Source organism: Rhodococcus sp. ACT016 (genome assembly GCF_050477185.1).
Taxonomy (GTDB): domain Bacteria; phylum Actinomycetota; class Actinomycetes; order Mycobacteriales; family Mycobacteriaceae; genus Prescottella.
In genome coordinates this window covers 680,951-698,296 of record NZ_JBEAET010000001.1, presented here as the reverse complement: position 1 = coordinate 698,296, position 17,346 = coordinate 680,951, and the positions used below count along the sequence as shown (strand labels likewise).

Genomic DNA, 17,346 nt, shown 5'->3' with positions numbered 1-17,346 from the left:
CGACTTCGACGTTAGTCACTCCGACCGGTTTCCGGGCGGATGCGTGAGTCCCGTGTAATTCGGGACCTAAGTCCCGGCCCTCAGGGCCCAAGGTCGGGACTTCGCCTCCGGGGCCGCGACGCGCGTCACATTTAATTGGAGTCCGAGATTCCAATTTCCTACTGTCTAGCCATGCAGCTGACTCAGTTCACGGATCTGGGCCTGCGGATCGTCATGCGACTGGCCGCCGGCTCCACCCCCGGATCCGGCGCGGCCCCGAGCACCCGGGTCGTCGCCGAGCAGCTCGCCGTGTCGTACACCCACGCGACGAAAGTGGTTGCGCGGCTGAGCGAACTCGGCGTCGTCACTACCCGCCGTGGCCGCGGCGGTGGACTCGCGATCACCGAACTGGGCCGGTCGGCGTCTCTCGGCTGGCTCACCCGTCAGCTCGAGGGCGACGACGAGGTCGTCACCTGCGAGGGTGACAAGCCGTGCCCGCTGCGCCACGGCTGCCGTCTGCGCTCCGCCCTGCGCGACGCCCAGAACGCCTTCTACGGCGCCCTGGACGGAATGACCGTCCGCGACCTCGCGGACGCCTCCCCCCGAAACGTGCTGCTGACGCTCACCGCGCCGGCAGTGAACGAACCGTAACCACCCGACCGACAGGAGAATCCGATGCTCTCGGAGGCCTCGAAGGAAACCGTCCGCGCCACGCTCCCCGCCGTTGGTGCCGCGATCGGCGACATCACGACGCTGTTCTACCGCAAGATGTTCGACGCCCACCCGGAGCTCGAGCGCGACCTGTTCAACCGCGGCAACCAGCGTCAGGGCGAGCAGCAGAAGGCGCTGGCCGGCGCGATCGCCGCCTTCGCGACCCTGCAGCTCGACCCCGACCAGGCGCGGGTCGACGCCATCCTGTCGCGCATCGCGCACAAGCACGCGTCCCTAGGCATCACCGCCGACCAGTACTGGATCGTGCACAAGCACCTGTTCGAGGCGATCGTCGAGGTCCTCGGCGAGGCCGTCACGCCCGAGGTGGCCTCGGCGTGGGACGAGGTCTACTGGCTGATGGCCAACACCCTCATCGCGATGGAGGCCGGGCTGTACGAGAAGGCGGGCGTCGAGGCCGGTGACGTGTGGCGCACGGCCCGCGTCGTGCTCCGGGCGCACCAGTCCGCGGACACGGTCTCGTTCACGCTCGCGGCCGCCGACGGCTCGGCTCTACCGACGTTCGCGCCGGGCCAGTACATTTCGGTGGCCGTGCACCTGCCCGACGGCGCCCGCCAGATCCGGCAGTACAGCCTCGCGTGCGGCCCCACCGACGCCGAGTGGCGGATCACCGTCAAGCGGATCGCCGCCCAGGCGTCGTCCGACGGCGCCGCCGTTCCCGCGGGCGAGGTGTCGAACTTCCTGTACGACAACGTCTTCGAGGGTGACGAGCTCACCGTGTCGCTGCCGTTCGGCGACCTGGTCCTGCCGGACGACGAGGCGCCGCTGCTGCTCGTCTCGGCCGGCATCGGCTGCACCCCGATGATCGGGATGCTCGAGCACCTGGCCTCGACCGACGACAAGCGCAGCGTGTCGGTGCTGCACGCCGACCGCTCGGCGGCGCAGCACGCGCACCGCGCCGAGCTCACCGAACTGGTCGACCGACTGCCGTCCGGAGTGATGCACCGCTGGTACGAGGACATGGGCGCTCGCGAGGCGTTCGCCGGAACCCGGTTGGGCCGTGCGGATCTGACCGATGTCACGCTCGAACCCGGCACCCGCGCCTTCCTGTGCGGCCCGCTGCCGTTCATGCTGGCGATGAAGGAGTCCCTGCTGGCGCGGAACGTGCCGGAGGAGAACATCCACTACGAGGTGTTCGGCCCGGACAGCTGGGCCGGCGCCACCGCCTAGCCCCGGAATAGGGACCACGGGCCGTCGCCGACATCACGTCGCCGACGGCCCGTGTTCGCGGGCGACGCCGACCGGAGTGTTCTACGGTGAGGTGTGGCCCGACCTCAGTTGATCTTGTCGCCGCTGACCCCCGCGGCGATCTTCCTCGTGTTCATCATCGACGAGGGCGGCGAGAACACCGTCCGCGACCTGCTTTCCGACGTCGAGGGCCTGCGCAAGGCCGTCGGATTCCGGGTGCCCGATTCGGGACTGGTGTGCGTCACCTCGATCGGTTCGTCCGCGTGGGACCGCCTGTTCGACGGTCCCCGCCCCGCCGAACTGCACGAGTTCGTCGAGTTCGACGGCGCCCGGCACCGCGCCCCCGCGACACCGGGCGACCTGTTGTTCCACATCCGCGCGGTGTCGATGGACCTGTGCTTCGAGCTGGCGTCGAAGATCGTCGGACGACTACGCGGCGCGGCGACCGTCGTCGACGAGACCCACGGCTTCCGCTACTTCGAGCAGCGCGACCTGCTCGGCTTCGTCGACGGCACCGAGAATCCCGAGGATGTCGAGGCGGCCGAGGCGGCGCTCGTCGGCGGCGAGGATCCCGACTTCACCGGCGGCAGCTACGTCATCGTGCAGAAGTACCTGCACGACATGGATTCCTGGAACGCGATCTCCACCGAGGAGCAGGAGCGCGTCATCGGGCGCACCAAGCTCGACGACATCGAACTCGACGACGCCGTCAAGCCGTCCAATTCCCATGTCGCACTGAACACGATCACCGACGAGAACGGCGACGAGCGCCAGATCCTGCGCGTCAACATGCCGTTCGGCAGCTTCGGCGACGACGAGTTCGGCACCTACTTCATCGGGTACGCGGCCACGCCGTCGGTCACCGAGGAGATGCTGCGCAACATGTTCATCGGCAAGCCCGAGGGGAACACCGACCGCATCCTCGACTTCTCCACCGCCGTCACCGGCGGCCTGTTCTTCTCCCCCACCGTCGAGTTCCTCGACGGCCTCCCGCCGGCGCCGGGCATCCGGCAGGCCGGCACCGAAGACGCGAGCCCGTCCCCCGCCGCTGACGGATCACTCGGAATCGGCAGTCTGAGAAGGAGTTCCACACGATGAACAACCTCTACCGCGGTCTGGCCCCCATCACCGACGCCGCCTGGGCGTCGATCGAGGAGGAGGCGACGCGAACCTTCAAGCGGCACATCGCAGGACGCACCGTCGTCGACGTCTCGGGGCCGCACGGCACCGACTTCTCCGCGGTGGGGCTCGGCCGCACCATGACGATCGACGCTCCGGCCGACGGCGTGCTCGCCCGGCAGCGTCGGGTGGCGCCCCTGGTGGAACTGCGGGTGCCGTTCACGCTGTCGCGCGAGGAGATCGACAACGTCGAGCGCGGCGCGCAGGACGCCGACTGGGACGCGGTGAAGGAGGCCGCGAAGAAGATCGCGTTCGCCGAGGACCGCGCGATCTTCGAGGGTTACGCCGCCGCGAGCATCGAGGGCATCCGGGCCAGCTCGTCGAACCCGCCGCTGCGCCTGCCCGACGACGTCCGCGATGTGCCCGAGGTGATCAGCCAGGCCCTGTCGGAGCTTCGCCTGGCCGGCGTCGACGGTCCGTACTCGGTGCTGCTGAGCGCCGAGGCGTACACGCAGGTCAGCGAGACGTCCGATCACGGGTACCCGATCCGCGAGCACATCCGGCGACTCATCGACGGCGACATCATCTGGGCGCCGGCGATCGACGGGGCGTTCGTGCTCACCACCCGCGGCGGCGACTTCGACCTGCAGATCGGCCAGGATCTGTCGATCGGCTACCTGTCGCACGATTCGGAGACCGTCGAGCTGTACTTCCAGGAGTCGCTGACGTTCCTCACCTACACCGGGGAGGCGTCGGTCGCGCTGGCGGCCCGTTAGAGCGCCGCGACACGGGAGTCATTGCTCACACGAGTGAAATCAGGGGTTGACAGCCCACACGGCTCGAAGGTTAGCCTAATCTGCGTTACCGAACGGTGACAGTAGGACCCGGTAGCACCGGGGTGTGAGGAGCAACTTCCGTGATCGACGACCTGATCGAACTCGCCTTCGCCCAGAACATCGTGCGCGAGACGCTGCCCTGCCCCGACGGTTGCGACGAGTACGTCCTCACCCGCGCCGACGAGCCGGCGACGATCCGGCTGTGGGTGCGCCCCGACGGCCGCTTCTCGCGGGCGCTCGGTGACGAGGGTCCGCTGAGCCTCGGCCAGGTCATGACCGTGTGCGGCCTGTCCTACGCCGCCCGCCCGGCAGCCACGCCGGCCGCCTGAGTTTTCGACTCGAACGAGAAAGTCCCCGCCCGGTTTCGCACCGGACGGGGACTTTCCGCGTATCGGGGTCGGCTCACATGGTGGCCGACGCGCCGCGCCAGGTGACCGCGACGCCGCGCTCCTCGAGCCACGTGGAGGGGTCGATCTTGGCGCCGTTCGCGTTCCAGACCTCGAAGTGCAGGTGCGGCCCGGTGGACTGACCGCGGTTGCCGACGGTCGCGATCTGCTGACCTGCGACGACGTGCTGGCCGACGGACACCTGGTAGTCGTTGACGTGGCCGTAGACGGTGGTGGTGCCGTCGTCGTGCTTGACGCGCACCCACAGACCGAATCCGGACGCCGGACCGGCGTCGACCACGACACCGTCGGCGGCGGCGTAGACCGGCGTGCCGATCGGGGCCGCGATGTCGATGCCGCCGTGGTGGCTGCCCCATCGCGGACCGAAGTCGGAGGTGAGGGTGCCGGACACCGGCTTGACCGCGCGCGGCGTGTGCAACGAGCCGAAGCTGGCCTCCGCGGCCGCGGTGATGTCGTTGACGACCTGCTCGACCTGCGGCATACCGTCCGGGATGTCGAAGGACTTGACGGCGCTGATCACCTGCTGCGCGGTCGGCGCCTGCGGCAGCGTGGGGAGCGTCGGCAGCTCGACGCCGGCGGGAAGCAGACCCGCGGGAAGCTGGAACTGCTGGGTAATCGGCGCGGTGTCCGCGGCGGCGGATCCGGCACCGAGCTGCGCGCCGGCGGTGAGGATTGCGCCTGTCGCGGCGGCGACGGTGGCGGCCTTCAGGCCGGCGCCGGGACCGGAGGTCTCGTCGCGGTGACGACCTCGCGGGGCGGTCGGGTCGATCTCGATGAGAACGGCGTCGGCATCCGTCCGGCGATGGAGTCCCACAGTCAGCTACCTCGTCAATCTTTCCGGCCGAAGCCGAGAGTGCATTCGATCTTGCTGGCCGAGCCAAGGTAACAAATCTATATACGCGTTCGCCAGCGTTACCTGATCTTTATTTTCGGTAGAGACGGCGGTCGATAGACTTTTCGGCATTCCGCCGCTGGCACGACCTCCTCGTCTGCCATCAGGCCCTTCGCGAGCAGCCCGACCGGGGGCGCGCCGCGGTGACGGAGCGCACCCATGCGTGTCAGGCACCCAGGAGGTCACGGCGATGACGACAGGCAAGACGGTCGGCGGAAACGACGAGGACGACGCATTCCGGTTCGAGCCGTACCGACATCCGGCCGCCGGCTGGGGTGCCGCCAAGAGCGTGAGCCGTTTCCTCGCCCGGGAGGGCGAGTTCGTCGACGGGCCACGGGCCGTCATGCGAATGAATCACGAGGGCGACGGCTTCGACTGCCCTGGATGCGCTTGGCCGGACGATCTCAAGGGCTTGCACCTGGATATCTGCGAGAACGGGATCAAGCACGTCTCCTGGGAGATGACCCACAAGCGCGTCGGCCGGGACTTCTTCGCCACGCACACTGTCGCGGAGCTGTCGCGGTGGAGGGACGCCGACCTCGAAGGCCGGGGTCGTCTGACCGAGCCCATGAGATACGACCCGGGAACGGACCGCTACGTTCCGATCAGCTGGCCGGACGCCTTCGACCTCGTCGGCCGCACCCTGCGTGAACTCGACGAACCCGATCAGGCCGCCTTCTACACGTCGGGCAGGCTCGGGAACGAGGCCACCTTCCTGTACCAACTCCTGGCCCGCGAGTTCGGCACCAACAACCTGCCCGACTGTTCGAACATGTGTCACGAGGCGAGCGGCCGCGCCCTGCAGGCGTCGCTGGGCACGGGCAAGGGCACGGTCGACCTGAAGGACTGGGAGGTCACGGACGCGCTGTTCGTCATCGGGGTCAACGCCGCGTCCAATGCACCGCGGATGCTGACCTCGCTCGTCGAGGCTTACAAGCGCGGGGCCCAGATCGTCCACATCAATCCACTGGTCGAGGCCGCGGCACGACGCGCGATCATTCCGCACGACTTCACGGCGATGGCGACGTTCCGGTCCACCCCCACCAGCACCTTGAACCTGCAGCCGCGCATCGGCGGCGACATGGCACTGCTCCGCGGGATGGCGAAGATCGTGCTGGACGAGGCGCGTACCGACCCGGACGCCCTCGATGCCGAATTCATCGCCCGCCACACCACCGGGTTCGAGGAGTATCGCGCCCTGTGCGAGGCGACGCCGTGGGCGGAGATCGAACGCCAGTCCGGAGTCGCTCGCGCCGACATCGCCAAGGCGGCGCAGGTCTATCGCAAGGCGGACCGCAGCATCATCAGCTGGTGTCTGGGCGTCACCCAGCACGATCACGGCGTCGACACCGCCCGCGAGATCGTCAACCTGCTGCTCCTGCGCGGCAACATCGGACGGGAAGGCGCCGGCCCCTCCCCGGTTCGCGGGCACAGCAACGTCCAGGGCAACCGAACCTGCGGTATCGACCATCGCCCCACGTCGGAGTTCCTCGACCGGCTGGCCGACGTCTGCGAGATCGACCCGCCCCGACACCACGGCCTGGACACCGTCGGCACAGTCGAGGCCATGCACCGCGGGGACGTGCAGGTCTTCGTCGGTATGGGCGGAAACTTCGCCCTCGCCGCTCCCGACACCCCGTACACGTTCGCAGCACTGCGGAAGTGTCGGCTGACGGTTCACGTCAGCACGAAGCTCAACCGCAGCCACCTGGTCCACGGCCGTGACGCGCTGATCCTGCCGTGCCTCGGCCGCACCGAGAAGGACTGGCAGCGATGCGGGGTCCAGGCGACGTCGGTGGAGGATTCGATGAGCATGGTGCACCTGTCCGTCGGGATGAAGCGCCCGGCCTCTGCGCACCTGCTGTCCGAACCGGCCGTGATCGCCGGCATCGCCCGCGCGACGCTGCCCGACAGCGCCACGCCGTGGGAGTGGTACGTCGACGACTACGACCGCATCCGCGACACCATGTCTCACGTGCTCGACGGATTCGAGGACTTCAATCGACGGGTCCGCCTGCCCCTGGGGTTCCGCATCCGCCAACCCGCCCGTGAACTGGTGTTCGACACCCCGTCCGGGCGGGCCGAGTTCTCCACCGCCGCACTGCCCGACGTCGTCCCCGTCGAGGGCCAACTGGTGCTCGGCACCATGCGTTCGCACGACCAGTGGAACACCACAATCTACTCCGCCGACGATCGCTATCGCGGTGTGAAGAATCTGCGCACGCTGATCTTCATGAACGCCGCCGACATGCGCGACCGCGGCATCGACAGCTTCGCCGACGTCGAGATCACCAGCATCGCCCGCGACGGCAGCACCCGCTCCCTGCCCGGCTACACCGCCATCCCCTACGACATCCCCCGTGGCAGCGCCGCCGGCTACATGCCCGAGATGAACGTCCTCTGCGCGATCGGTGACTACAGCACACAAAGCGACCAGCCCCTGATGAAGAACGTCAAGATCACCGTGCGGCCTACGCCGTGACCGGGCCGCGATCAGCGGCGCGGCGCCGAACCGCGCGACCGATTCATCGAAGGACTGCGTCGGCGGTTACACTCCCAACTGCGGAATACTGCGAACCGAGTTCGCCCCGCCCCCGCCCTCGTAGCTCAGGGGATAGAGCACGGCTCTCCTAAAGCCGGTGTCGCAGGTTCGAATCCTGCCGGGGGCACTCCAGATCACTCCCTGTCCGATTCGGTGGCGACGCCGTCGCCGTTCACTTCCCCGAAGAGCGCCGGGGTCGTCCGTCCCGGCAACCGACACGAGTCCGGCACTGTTCGGACCTCGTCGATTGGACCTCAGGCCATCCGCACCTGCGCCGTGCCGCTGAACACCTGTACCCCATGCTGATTCGTGGTCCGCAGCATGAGTTCGGCCACGACGCATCCGCTCTCGTCCAAGTGCAGGCCGGTGACCTCGACCCGTGCGGTGAGGGTGTCGCCCGGCCAGACCTGGGAGATGATCCGGCCGCCGAAGGCCCGCACGTTCGCGTGCCCGAAGCGGTCGGTGACCGCGCGTCCGGTCATGCCCATGGTGAGCATGCCGTGCGCGAACACGCCCGGGTAGCCGCGCTCGCGGGCGTAGACGTCGTCGCTGTGGAGGGGATGGAAGTCGCCGGACGCACCGGCGTACATGACGATCTGGGCGCGCGTGAGGTTCTCCACCAGGACCGAGTTCCAGACGCTTCCGACACCGAGATCGCCTGCGCCCGGGTCATCCTCGTGTACGTCCGGGGTACCGCGCGACGGCTCGGCCGCTCCGCCGCCGAGGGCCGCGGGCTTGCGCTCGACCATCGCCGACACCCACCGCGCCGTGGCGACGACGTCGCCGTCGGAATCCCGGTAGTCCGTGAGGATCTCACTGAAGCTCATCGTCCCGGCGCGGCGTCCGCTCTTCTCCCACATGGCGCCGGTTCGTGCGTCGGCCGTCAGGACGTCGCCGGCCCGCACCGGACGGTGGAAGGTGAAGTGCTGCTCCATGTGGAATCCGGACGGCTGGGTTGCACCGTCCGTAAGCGGTCGCGATCCGATCCACGGCGCCCCCGGGCGCGGCCGTCGCGAGTACGTCGGATCGAAATGGTCGGCCGCCATGAGGAACGTCGGTGGGGCGGCCAGCGCCTCCGAGCCGGTCCGGGACAGCCGACCGACGTCCTCGAAGGCGGGATCGGTGTCCCCGATCGCGCGCGCGAACTGCATGAGGTGGGAACCGTGCACGACGAATTCGAACATGTCACCTGCCTTCAGACGGATAGGACGATTTTGCCGAAGAAGTCCGACGATTCCATCACCTTGTGTGCCTGGGCGATCTGATCGAGCGGGAACACCTCGTGCACCACCGGCGTGACGGATCCGCGCTCCACCAGACGCAGCAACTCGGAGAGCACCTGTCGCACCCGCTGCTCGTCCGGCCGTCCCACGCCGAGGATCGACAGACCCTTCTCGAAGACCCGCCCGAGGTGGAGTTCGGCGAGATGGCCCGCCGTGACGCCGGTGGTGACGTAGCGGCCGTAGGGCCGGAGCGATCGGATCGCGTCCGCGAACACCGGTGCGCCGACGTGATCGAGCACGACGTGCACGCCCTCGCCCGACGTCAGTTCCCGGACCCGCGCGACGATGTCGTCGCGGTAGTGGTCGATCACGGCATCGGCCCCCAAGTCCAGCGCCCTTCCGCGTTTCTCCAACCTGCCCACGGTGGTGATCACCCGGCAGCCCGCGGCCCGGGCGATCTGGATCCCGAAGGTGCCGACGCCGCTGCCGCCGGCGAACACGAGGACGTCCTCGCCCGGACGGATCGCGGCCCGGTTGATCAGGGCGTCGTACGCGCTGCGGCCGGCGGTCGGGATCGCGGCGGCCTGCTCGTACGAACAGTTCGCCGGCAGCGGGAACGTCCACACTGCCGGGGCGATCGCCAACTCCGAGTGGGCCCCTCGCAGGCCGATGGCGACGACGTCGTCACCGACCGACAGTTGGGGGTACGTCCGCCGCGCCACCTCCCCGAGTGCGACGACGGTACCCGCCATGTCGCGACCACCGATGTGCGGCGGGGTGACCCGCATGCCGTGGGAGCCTTCGCGCCAGTACACGTCCACCCGGTCGAGGGCCGCCGCCTTCACGCGGATCAGGACGTCGGTGGGACCGGGTGTGGGATCGGGCAGTTCACCGACGCGCAGGACGTCGGTGCCGCCCTGCGTGGTGTGGAATGCGGCGCGCATGGTGTCGGACTCCTCGGCTCGGGGTGGTGGGTCGACCGTAGCGACCACATGCGCGAACATCTCACACGATGCACGTCGAACGCTGCGAGGTTTCACTGAACGGGAGTCGGAACCCGATTTCGTTGCGGTGCCGGGCAATCAAACCTGCCCACCGCCGCAGCTTCTCACGATCGAGTCACAGGGACCTGCAGTTCGGTGACCCAGCCGTCGGAATCCTCGGTGTGGACGAGGTATCACTCGCGCGCCGGACCGTCCGCCCGGTAGCCGTTCGCGTCGATCCAGTGTTCGAGGGAACGCCAGGCCGGGAGCACATGATCCATCGGACCGCCGTACACGAGCGTCGCGGCCCGCGGAATCTCGGGCAGATCGACCACCGCGAAGCCCTGGCCGAACCGCGTCTGTGGGCCGACAGGAATACCGGCGTGGACGACGACCTCCCCACCGACGGGGGTGGTCTCGTAGTACGCGACCGCGGGGCCGACTCCCTCGATCCCGTCGTCGGTCAGGCGATCCATCAGTCTCCCGAACAGCGGCCGCACCACCGGGCCGATGTGCTCGGGATCGAAACCTACTGCGGTTCCGGTCAACTCGGCCACCCTGAACCCCGGAACCGATTTGACGACGACCTCCTCGTCCGACATCGCGCGTCCTCTCCCTCAGGGGTCCCGAATCACGGCAGTCACTCCAGTCTGCGCGAATGGCCGCCCACCCTGTCAAGCGTCACCCCGCAGCGGCGTTGGAATCCGCCCGGTTCAGCCGGATTCCTCGCGCACGTCGTCCGGCGTCTTGTCCTCGCGCAGCCCCCGCCAGCTGGGGTGTCGCAGCCGTCCGGCGTCAGTGCGGTCGCGGAACCGCACCTCCCCCACGATCTTCGGGGTCACCCACACGGTCTCGCGTCGATCCGCGTCGGGCACCTCCCCGGTGAACGGACTGGTTTTGCGCTCGAGCGGCGCGAGCAGCGCGGACATGCGGTCGAGTTCCGACTCGCTGAACCCGGTGCCGACCCGACCGATGTAGCGCAGGCCGTCTTCGCCGGGAATCCCCAGCAGCAGCGAGCCGAAACGGTCGCCGCGACTGCCGCGGCCGCGGCGCCACCCACCGATGACCGCCTCCTGGGTGAGCCAGTTCTTGGTCTTGATCCACGCGGATCCGCGATTACCCGGCAGATAGATCGAGTCGCGACGCTTCGCCACGACGCCCTCGAGGTCCCCGCTCTGTTCGACGACCTCCGACACCGAGCCGGTCAGCTGCGGGGGGACGACGAGCCCGTCCACCGCGGCCGCCAGCGCGTCGAGCACGCGTCGGCGGTCGTCGTACCGCTTGCGCTGCAGCGGCACTCCGTCCAGATACAGGAGGTCGAACGCCCAGAACAGCGGATCTCCCCCGGCCTGCAGCGCGGTGAAACGCGTCCGCCCCGCGCTGTCGAGGCTCACCACCTCCCCGTCTAGCACCACGCGATGCCCGTCCAGCGTTCGTGCCAGCGACTGCAGCGCGGGGTACCGGTCGGTCACGTCGTTGCCGGCACGACCACGCAGAGTGACGGTCTCGCCGTCGAATTCGACGAGCAGACGGATGCCGTCCCATTTGCCCTCGAAGGCCCACTCGTCGGGGTCGAGTCCGTCGAGGCTACCCGCGGTGGCGAGCATCGGACGCAGCCCCCGCGGGAAGTCGCGGCCGTTGCCGTCCTCCCGCATCAGGTGCATCAGCCACTGGTCGCCCTCGGTGCGGATGAGCGCGAACCGGCCCTGCACCCGCTCCCCGAAGAGCTGGACGATCACCTCGTCGTCGAGCCACTTGACCGGCTCGTACGTGCCGGCGTCCCAGATGCTCACGGTCCCACCCCCGTACTCCCCCTTGGGGATGGAGCCCGAGAAACCCGCGTACTCGAGGGGATGGTCCTCGGTGTGCACGGCCAGGCGGTTCTCCTTGGGCGACGTCGGGATGCCGCGCGGCACCGCCCACGAGACCATGACGCCGTCACGTTCGAGCCGGAAGTCGTAGTGCAGCCGCCGGGCGTGGTGTTCCTGGACGACGAACGAATTACCTTCGCCGCCTTCCGCTTCCGTCTGTGGAATCGGTTCGGGTGTGCGCGTGGGATCGCGTTTGCGGCGGTACTCGGCCAGCGCATCCCACGGCGCGTCGAGGTCGGCCAGCAGGTCACCGTCCCGCCGGTACCGCTCGAGCACCTCGTCGAACCGCAGATGCCGCAGGTTCGGGTCCTCGAGTTCCTCCCACGTCCGGGGTGCGGCCACGGTCGGTTCGGTGCGCCCGCGCATCGAGTACGGCGCGATCGTGGTCTTCGCGGCGTTGTTCTGACTCCAGTCGACGAAGACCCGCCCGCCGCGCACCGACTTCGCCATCGTCGCGGTCACCAGGTCGGGGTGCAGTTGTTCGAGGCTCGTCGCCACCTTCTTGGCGACGGTGGAGGCGCCACCCGGAGCCAGCGTCCGGTCCAACGGCACGTAGACGTGGATGCCCTTGCTGCCGCTCGTCACCGGGTACGCCGTCCACCCCAGCGTCGCGACGAGATCCCGCACCGCGAACGCGACGCGCGCGCATTCGTGCAGACCGGTCCCCTCGCCCGGGTCGAGGTCGAAGACCAGTCGCGTCGCCGGCCCCGGCTCGCCGTCGACGAATCGCCATTGCGGGACATGCACTTCCAGCGCCGCCTGCTGACCGATCCACACCAGCGCCGCGACCCCGTCGACGATCGGGTAGCGCACCGTGCGGTCCTTGTGGTGGACGGCGTGCCGGGTGAGCCACTTCGGCGCGGACACGGCCAGGTTCTTCTCGAAGAAAGACGGCTCGTCCACGCCGTTGGGCCAGCGCTTGCGCGTGACCGGGCGGTCGACGACGTGCGGGAGCATCGCGGGCGCGATCGCGGTGTAGTAGTCGATCACCTCGCCCTTGGTGGTGCCGGTGGCCGGGTACAGCACCTTGTCGAGCCTGCTCACCGCCACACGATGGCCGTCGATTGTGCGTGTCGGCATGCGCACCTCCCGTCGGGATCCGCTGCTGTACGCACATTGTGCGCCGACGACGCCCGCCGCGTGGGATGCCGACAGACCCGAGGACGGACACCGGCCGCCTTACGTCTCGGCCAGGAACCTCGCGAGGCTCACTGCCACGCAGACCGGCTTGCTCGCACCCTCGCACTCGACCGAGATCTCGAATGCGGCCTGCACGCCGCCGGGGATCTCGTCGACGGACACGACCCGACCGTGCCCGCGCACCCGTGCGCCGGCCGGGACCGGAGCGGGAAAACGGACCCGGTCGAGTCCGTAGTTCACCGCCGCGGCCACGTTCTCCACCTGGACGAGGTCCTCGAGGAATCGCGACAGCAACGACAGCGTGAGGTACCCGTGGGCGATCGGCCCGCCGAACGGACCGTCGGCCGCGCGCACCGGATCGACGTGGATCCACTGCCGGTCCTCGGTGCACTCGGCGAACGCGTCGATCCGGTCCTGGGTGACGGTGATCCAGTCGCTGGTTCCCAAGTCAGTGTCGACCGCGGATCGCAGCTCGTCGAGCGATGTGAAGACAGCCATCACACACCTCCGGTGAGGGTCAGGCCGCCGTCGACCACGAGTGTCTGCCCCGTGATCCAGGTGGCGTCGTCCGATGCGAGGAAGGCGACTGCACCGGCGATGTCCTCGGGCTCGCCGAGACGCCCGAGCGGATATTCGGCGGTCACCCGATCCTCCCGTCCCTCGAACAGCGGTCCGGCGAACCGAGTGCGCACCACGGCCGGCGCGACCGCGTTGACCCGGATCGTCGGACTGTTCTCCTTCGCCAGCTGCGCGGTCAGCCCGATCACCGCCGACTTGCTCACGCCGTACATCCCGATGTCCGCGGCCGGACGCACGCCGGCGACCGACGCGATGTTGACTACGGCCCCGGCATCGCTGCCGGCCTGGTCCCGGAACTGACGGGTCCACCCGATCACGCCGAGCACGTTGACCCCCAGGATCTTTCGCGCCGCGTCGGGATCGGTGTCGAGAACCGGGCCGACCACCGGGTTGATCCCCGTGTTGTTGACCAGCACGTCCACCCGTCCGAACGCGGCCGCGGCCCGCTCGAAGGTCTCGAGCTGGTGCGCGGCGTCGTCGGCGTGGCCGGCCACGGCGATCGCCTTCGACGGCCCACCGAGCAGATCGACGGCCCGATCGAGTGCGTCCTGCTTCCGCGCTGTGACGACGACACGGGCGCCCTCGTCGACCAGGCGACGGGCGACGGCGAGGCCGATCCCCCGGCTCGCCCCGGTGACGACCGCGACGCGGTCGACGAAGCGGCCCGTCATATCGAGATGCCGCCGTCGACGGGAAGCACCGTGCCGGTGATGTATCCGGCGTTCGCGGACGCGAGGAACGCGACCGCCGCGGCCATCTCGCGCGGGTCCGCGAACCGACCCATCGGCACCTGCGCGATCAGCTCCGCCTTCTTGTCCTCGGGAATCGACGCGATCATGCGGGTCTCGGCGTTGGGCGAGATCGCGTTGACCGTGACACCGAAGCGCGCCAGTTCCTTCGCGGCGGTCTTCGTGAAGCCGATGATTCCCGCCTTGGCCATCGCGTAGTTCGCCTGGCCCGGGTTGCCGCGCAGACCCGTGTAGGAGGTGACGTTGACGACGCGGCCGTACCCGCGCTCGCGGAAGTGCGGCACGCAGGCACGGGTGAACCGGAAGGTGCCACCGGCGTGGACCGCCATGACCTGCTCGTAGTCGTCATCGGTCAGCTTCCACAGCACGCGGTCACGCAGGATCCCCGCGTTGTTGACCAGGACGTCGATGCGGCCGGTCTCGGCGATCGCCTTGTCCACCACGGCCTGCACCGACGCGCTGTCGCTCACGTCGGCCGCCGCGGAACGGCACCCGACCTCGGCGGTCGCCTCGGCCAGCGCGTCGGCGTCGAAGTCCACCAGATACACCGTGGCGCCGGCTTCGTGGAAGAAGCGCCCCAGCTCGAGGCCGATCCCCCGGCCGCCACCGGTGACGATGACCGTCTGCCCGGCGAAGTCGAACGAGACGTTCGACGCGTTCTGCGTGTCAACGGTTTCGGTCATCAGCTGAGCCTCTCGAAGATGATCGCCATGCCCTGTCCGCCACCGATGCACATGGTCTCGAGGCCGAACTGGAGGTCGCGCTCCTGCAGCGAGTGCAGCAGCGTGGTGGTGATGCGGGCGCCGGTCGCACCGAACGGATGGCCCAGGGCGATGCCGCCGCCGTTGACGTTGAGCTTGTCGATGTCGATGCCGAGGTCCCGGTACGACGGGATCACCTGCGCCGCAAACGCTTCGTTGATCTCCGCCAGGTCGATGTCGGAGATCGACAGCCCCGCCTTCGCGAGCGCGCGACGCGACGCCTCGACCGGACCGAGGCCCATGATCTCCGGCGACAGACCGCTCACGGCGGTCGAGACCACCCGCGCCAGCGGGGTCAGGCCCAGCTCGGCGGCCTTGCGGTCGCTCATCACGACCAGCGCGGCCGCGCCGTCGTTGAGGGGGCACGCGTTTCCGGCGGTGACGGTGCCGTTCTCGCGGAACACCGTCCGCAGCCCGGACAGCTTCTCGGCCGTCGTGCCGGCGCGGGGGCCGTCGTCGGTGCGCACGACGGTGCCGTCGGCCAGCGTGACCGGGGTGATCTCCCGCTCGAAGAACCCGTCGGCGATGGCCTTCTCCGCCAACTGCTGTGAGCGCGCGGCGAACTCGTCCTGCTCCGCGCGGCTGATGCCGCGGAAGGTCGCGACGTTCTCCGCCGTCTGCCCCATCGTGATGTAGACGTCCGGCAGGGCGCCGGCGGCACGCGGATCGGTCCACGTCTCGTTCGTCTCGACCAGCCGCGCCGTGCGCGCCTGTGCCTGGGCGAAGAGCGGGTTCTGCAGCGCGACGTCACCGGCGCCCACCCCGTTCTGCTGGGGGTAGCGCGAGACGCACTCGACGCCGGCGGAGATGAACACGTCTCCGTCACCGGCCTTGATGGCGTTGAAGGCCATGCGCGTGGTCTGCACGCTCGACGCGCAGGCCCGGTTCACCGTCACCGCCGGTACGGCGTCCAGTCCCAGCTGGACGGCGACGCGCCGTGCGACGTTCTCGCTCTGCTCACCCGTGTGCTCCCACGCACCGAGGTACAGGTCGTCGACGGTGTTCGGGTCGAGCGCCGGAACCTGGTCCAGCGCAGCCCGAACCATCTGTGCGGCAAGATCATCCGGCCGCATGCCCGCCAGCGACCCCTTACCGGCGCGCCCGATGGGCGAGCGCGCGGTTGCAACGATGACCGCTTCGGTCATGATGTGTGTTCCTTTCGACCGGCCGACGCCGGGTCTGGTCACAGCGCGAGGTCGCGCCCGATGATTTCCTTCATGATTTCGTTGGAGCCGGCCCAGATCTTCGTGACGCGGGCGTCCATCCAGGCGCGGGCGACGCGGTATTCGCGCATGAATCCGTAGCCGCCGTGCAGCTGGACGCAGTGATCGAGCACCTCGTTCTGCACCTGCGCGGACCACCACTTCGCCTTGGCGGCGTCGACTGCGCTCAGGCCGGCCCCGGCGTGCTCGGCCACCGCGGCGTCGACGTACGCCTCCGCCACCTCGATCTTGGTGACCAGCTCCGCGAGCAGGAACTTGTTGTGCTGGAACGACCCGATCGAGTTTCCGAACGCCTTGCGCTCCTTGGCGTACTCGATGGTCTCGAGCAGAATCTGCTTGGCGTGCGCGACGTTCGAGACCGCCGCCCCGATCCGCTCCTGCGGGAGGCGTTCCATCATCGCCACGAATCCCATGCCGGGCTCGCCGAGCAGAGCGTCGGCGGGCAGGCGCACGTCGTCGAAGAACAACTCGGCGGTGTCGGCCTCCGGCTGGCCGACCTTGTCGAGCTTGCGGCCCCGTTCGAAACCGGGCAACGAGGCGTCGACGAGGAAGAGGCTGATGCCCTTCGAGCGCTTCTCCGGATCGGTGCGCGCAGCCACCACCACGACGTCGGCGGTGTAGCCGTTCGTAATGAAGGTCTTGGCGCCGTTCAGGATCCAGTCGGAGCCGTCCCGGACGGCGGAGGACTTGAGGTTCGCCAGGTCCGAGCCACCGGACGGCTCGGTCATGCCGATGGCGGCGACCGCGTCACCGGCGGCCAGGCGGGGCAGCCACTGCTGCTTCTGGTTCTCGGAGGCGAGATCGACGACATACGGCGTCGTGATGTCGAAGTGAATGCCGAACGCGGAGGCCAGGGCGGCGTTGACGGCCGACAGTTCCTCGGTGGCGACCGCGTTGAACCGGTAGTCGCCCGCCTCGCCGCCGCCGTAGGCCTCGGGGATTTCGAGCCCGAGGATGCCCTGCTTGCCGGCCTCGCGCCACACCTCGCGCGGGATCAGCCGGTTCTCGGCGTAGGACTCGACGTTCGGCATCACGTCGCGTGCCAGGAAGTCACGGACCGACGCACGGAACTGCTCGTGATCGTCGGTGAAAACAGCTCTCTTCACTTCACACCTCATCTCCAAC

16 protein-coding genes and 1 tRNA gene are annotated in these 17,346 nt (G+C 68.9%); 7 read left to right on the top strand and 10 right to left on the bottom strand.

The features are described from left to right. Positions 1 to 171: 171 nt before the first annotated feature. From ACQ5DX_RS03295 to ACQ5DX_RS03275, 5 genes are all read left to right on the top strand, one after another. Entirely contained in the window at positions 172 to 630 is a 459-nt protein-coding gene (locus ACQ5DX_RS03295; RefSeq protein ID WP_430331262.1) for an RrF2 family transcriptional regulator, read from the top strand. A gap of 24 nt (positions 631 to 654) precedes the next feature. Beyond that, positions 655 to 1,878 carry a globin domain-containing protein gene (locus tag ACQ5DX_RS03290; protein ID WP_430331261.1) on the top strand — a complete coding sequence of 408 codons (1,224 nt, stop codon included), beginning with the start codon at positions 655 to 657 and terminating at the stop codon, positions 1,876 to 1,878. 93 nt (positions 1,879 to 1,971) lie between these two features. Continuing rightward, positions 1,972 to 2,994, top strand: a complete 1,023-nt coding sequence (locus tag ACQ5DX_RS03285; protein ID WP_430331260.1) for a Dyp-type peroxidase — start codon at positions 1,972 to 1,974, stop codon at positions 2,992 to 2,994. Next, positions 2,991 to 3,791 carry a family 1 encapsulin nanocompartment shell protein gene (locus ACQ5DX_RS03280; protein WP_430331259.1) on the top strand — a complete coding sequence of 267 codons (801 nt, stop codon included), beginning with the start codon at positions 2,991 to 2,993 and terminating at the stop codon, positions 3,789 to 3,791. Before ACQ5DX_RS03285 ends, ACQ5DX_RS03280 begins: the two co-directional genes overlap by 4 nt. A gap of 140 nt (positions 3,792 to 3,931) precedes the next feature. Then, positions 3,932 to 4,180: a hypothetical protein gene (locus ACQ5DX_RS03275; RefSeq protein WP_430331258.1), complete on the top strand. Its 249-nt coding sequence runs from the start codon at positions 3,932 to 3,934 to the stop codon at positions 4,178 to 4,180. 73 nt (positions 4,181 to 4,253) lie between these two features. Here the strand turns inward: ACQ5DX_RS03275 and ACQ5DX_RS03270 are convergent, their stop codons facing one another. Then, positions 4,254 to 5,072 (bottom strand): M23 family metallopeptidase, encoded by an 819-nt coding sequence (locus tag ACQ5DX_RS03270; protein WP_430331257.1) that lies wholly within the window; start codon positions 5,070 to 5,072, stop codon positions 4,254 to 4,256. 268 nt (positions 5,073 to 5,340) lie between these two features. On the opposite strand from ACQ5DX_RS03270, the gene ACQ5DX_RS03265 reads away from it, so the two are divergent. Next, positions 5,341 to 7,632 carry an FdhF/YdeP family oxidoreductase gene (locus ACQ5DX_RS03265; RefSeq protein ID WP_430335532.1) on the top strand — a complete coding sequence of 764 codons (2,292 nt, stop codon included), beginning with the start codon at positions 5,341 to 5,343 and terminating at the stop codon, positions 7,630 to 7,632. A 114-nt stretch (positions 7,633 to 7,746) separates the two neighbouring features. Then, positions 7,747 to 7,819, top strand: a tRNA-Arg gene (locus ACQ5DX_RS03260). 127 nt (positions 7,820 to 7,946) lie between these two features. Here the strand turns inward: ACQ5DX_RS03260 and ACQ5DX_RS03255 are convergent. The 9 genes from ACQ5DX_RS03255 to ACQ5DX_RS03215 all read right to left on the bottom strand — a co-directional run bounded on the left by ACQ5DX_RS03255 (position 7,947) and on the right by ACQ5DX_RS03215 (position 17,327). Then, positions 7,947 to 8,876, bottom strand: a complete 930-nt coding sequence (locus tag ACQ5DX_RS03255) for an FAS1-like dehydratase domain-containing protein (protein ID WP_430331256.1) — start codon at positions 8,874 to 8,876, stop codon at positions 7,947 to 7,949. Positions 8,877 to 8,887: 11 nt separating this feature from the next. After that, positions 8,888 to 9,859: a quinone oxidoreductase family protein gene (locus ACQ5DX_RS03250; protein ID WP_430331255.1), complete on the bottom strand. Its 972-nt coding sequence runs from the start codon at positions 9,857 to 9,859 to the stop codon at positions 8,888 to 8,890. Positions 9,860 to 10,092: 233 nt separating this feature from the next. Continuing rightward, a complete protein-coding gene (locus tag ACQ5DX_RS03245; protein WP_430331254.1) occupies positions 10,093 to 10,500 on the bottom strand; it encodes a GyrI-like domain-containing protein in 408 nt (135 codons plus the stop codon). Between the two features lie 111 nt (positions 10,501 to 10,611). Continuing rightward, positions 10,612 to 12,849 carry an ATP-dependent DNA ligase gene (locus ACQ5DX_RS03240; protein ID WP_430331253.1) on the bottom strand — a complete coding sequence of 746 codons (2,238 nt, stop codon included), beginning with the start codon at positions 12,847 to 12,849 and terminating at the stop codon, positions 10,612 to 10,614. A gap of 99 nt (positions 12,850 to 12,948) precedes the next feature. Continuing rightward, positions 12,949 to 13,407: a MaoC family dehydratase gene (locus tag ACQ5DX_RS03235; protein WP_430331252.1), complete on the bottom strand. Its 459-nt coding sequence runs from the start codon at positions 13,405 to 13,407 to the stop codon at positions 12,949 to 12,951. After that, positions 13,407 to 14,159, bottom strand: coding sequence for an SDR family oxidoreductase (locus tag ACQ5DX_RS03230; RefSeq protein ID WP_430331251.1), 753 nt, complete (start codon positions 14,157 to 14,159; stop codon positions 13,407 to 13,409). Before ACQ5DX_RS03230 ends, ACQ5DX_RS03235 begins: the two co-directional genes overlap by 1 nt. Then, positions 14,156 to 14,920, bottom strand: coding sequence for an SDR family NAD(P)-dependent oxidoreductase (locus ACQ5DX_RS03225; protein WP_430331250.1), 765 nt, complete (start codon positions 14,918 to 14,920; stop codon positions 14,156 to 14,158). Before ACQ5DX_RS03225 ends, ACQ5DX_RS03230 begins: the two co-directional genes overlap by 4 nt. Further along, positions 14,920 to 16,143 carry an acetyl-CoA C-acetyltransferase gene (locus ACQ5DX_RS03220; RefSeq protein WP_430331249.1) on the bottom strand — a complete coding sequence of 408 codons (1,224 nt, stop codon included), beginning with the start codon at positions 16,141 to 16,143 and terminating at the stop codon, positions 14,920 to 14,922. Before ACQ5DX_RS03220 ends, ACQ5DX_RS03225 begins: the two co-directional genes overlap by 1 nt. Positions 16,144 to 16,181: 38 nt before the next feature. Further along, a complete protein-coding gene (locus ACQ5DX_RS03215) occupies positions 16,182 to 17,327 on the bottom strand; it encodes an acyl-CoA dehydrogenase family protein (RefSeq protein WP_430331248.1) in 1,146 nt (381 codons plus the stop codon). Positions 17,328 to 17,346 lie beyond the last annotated feature (19 nt).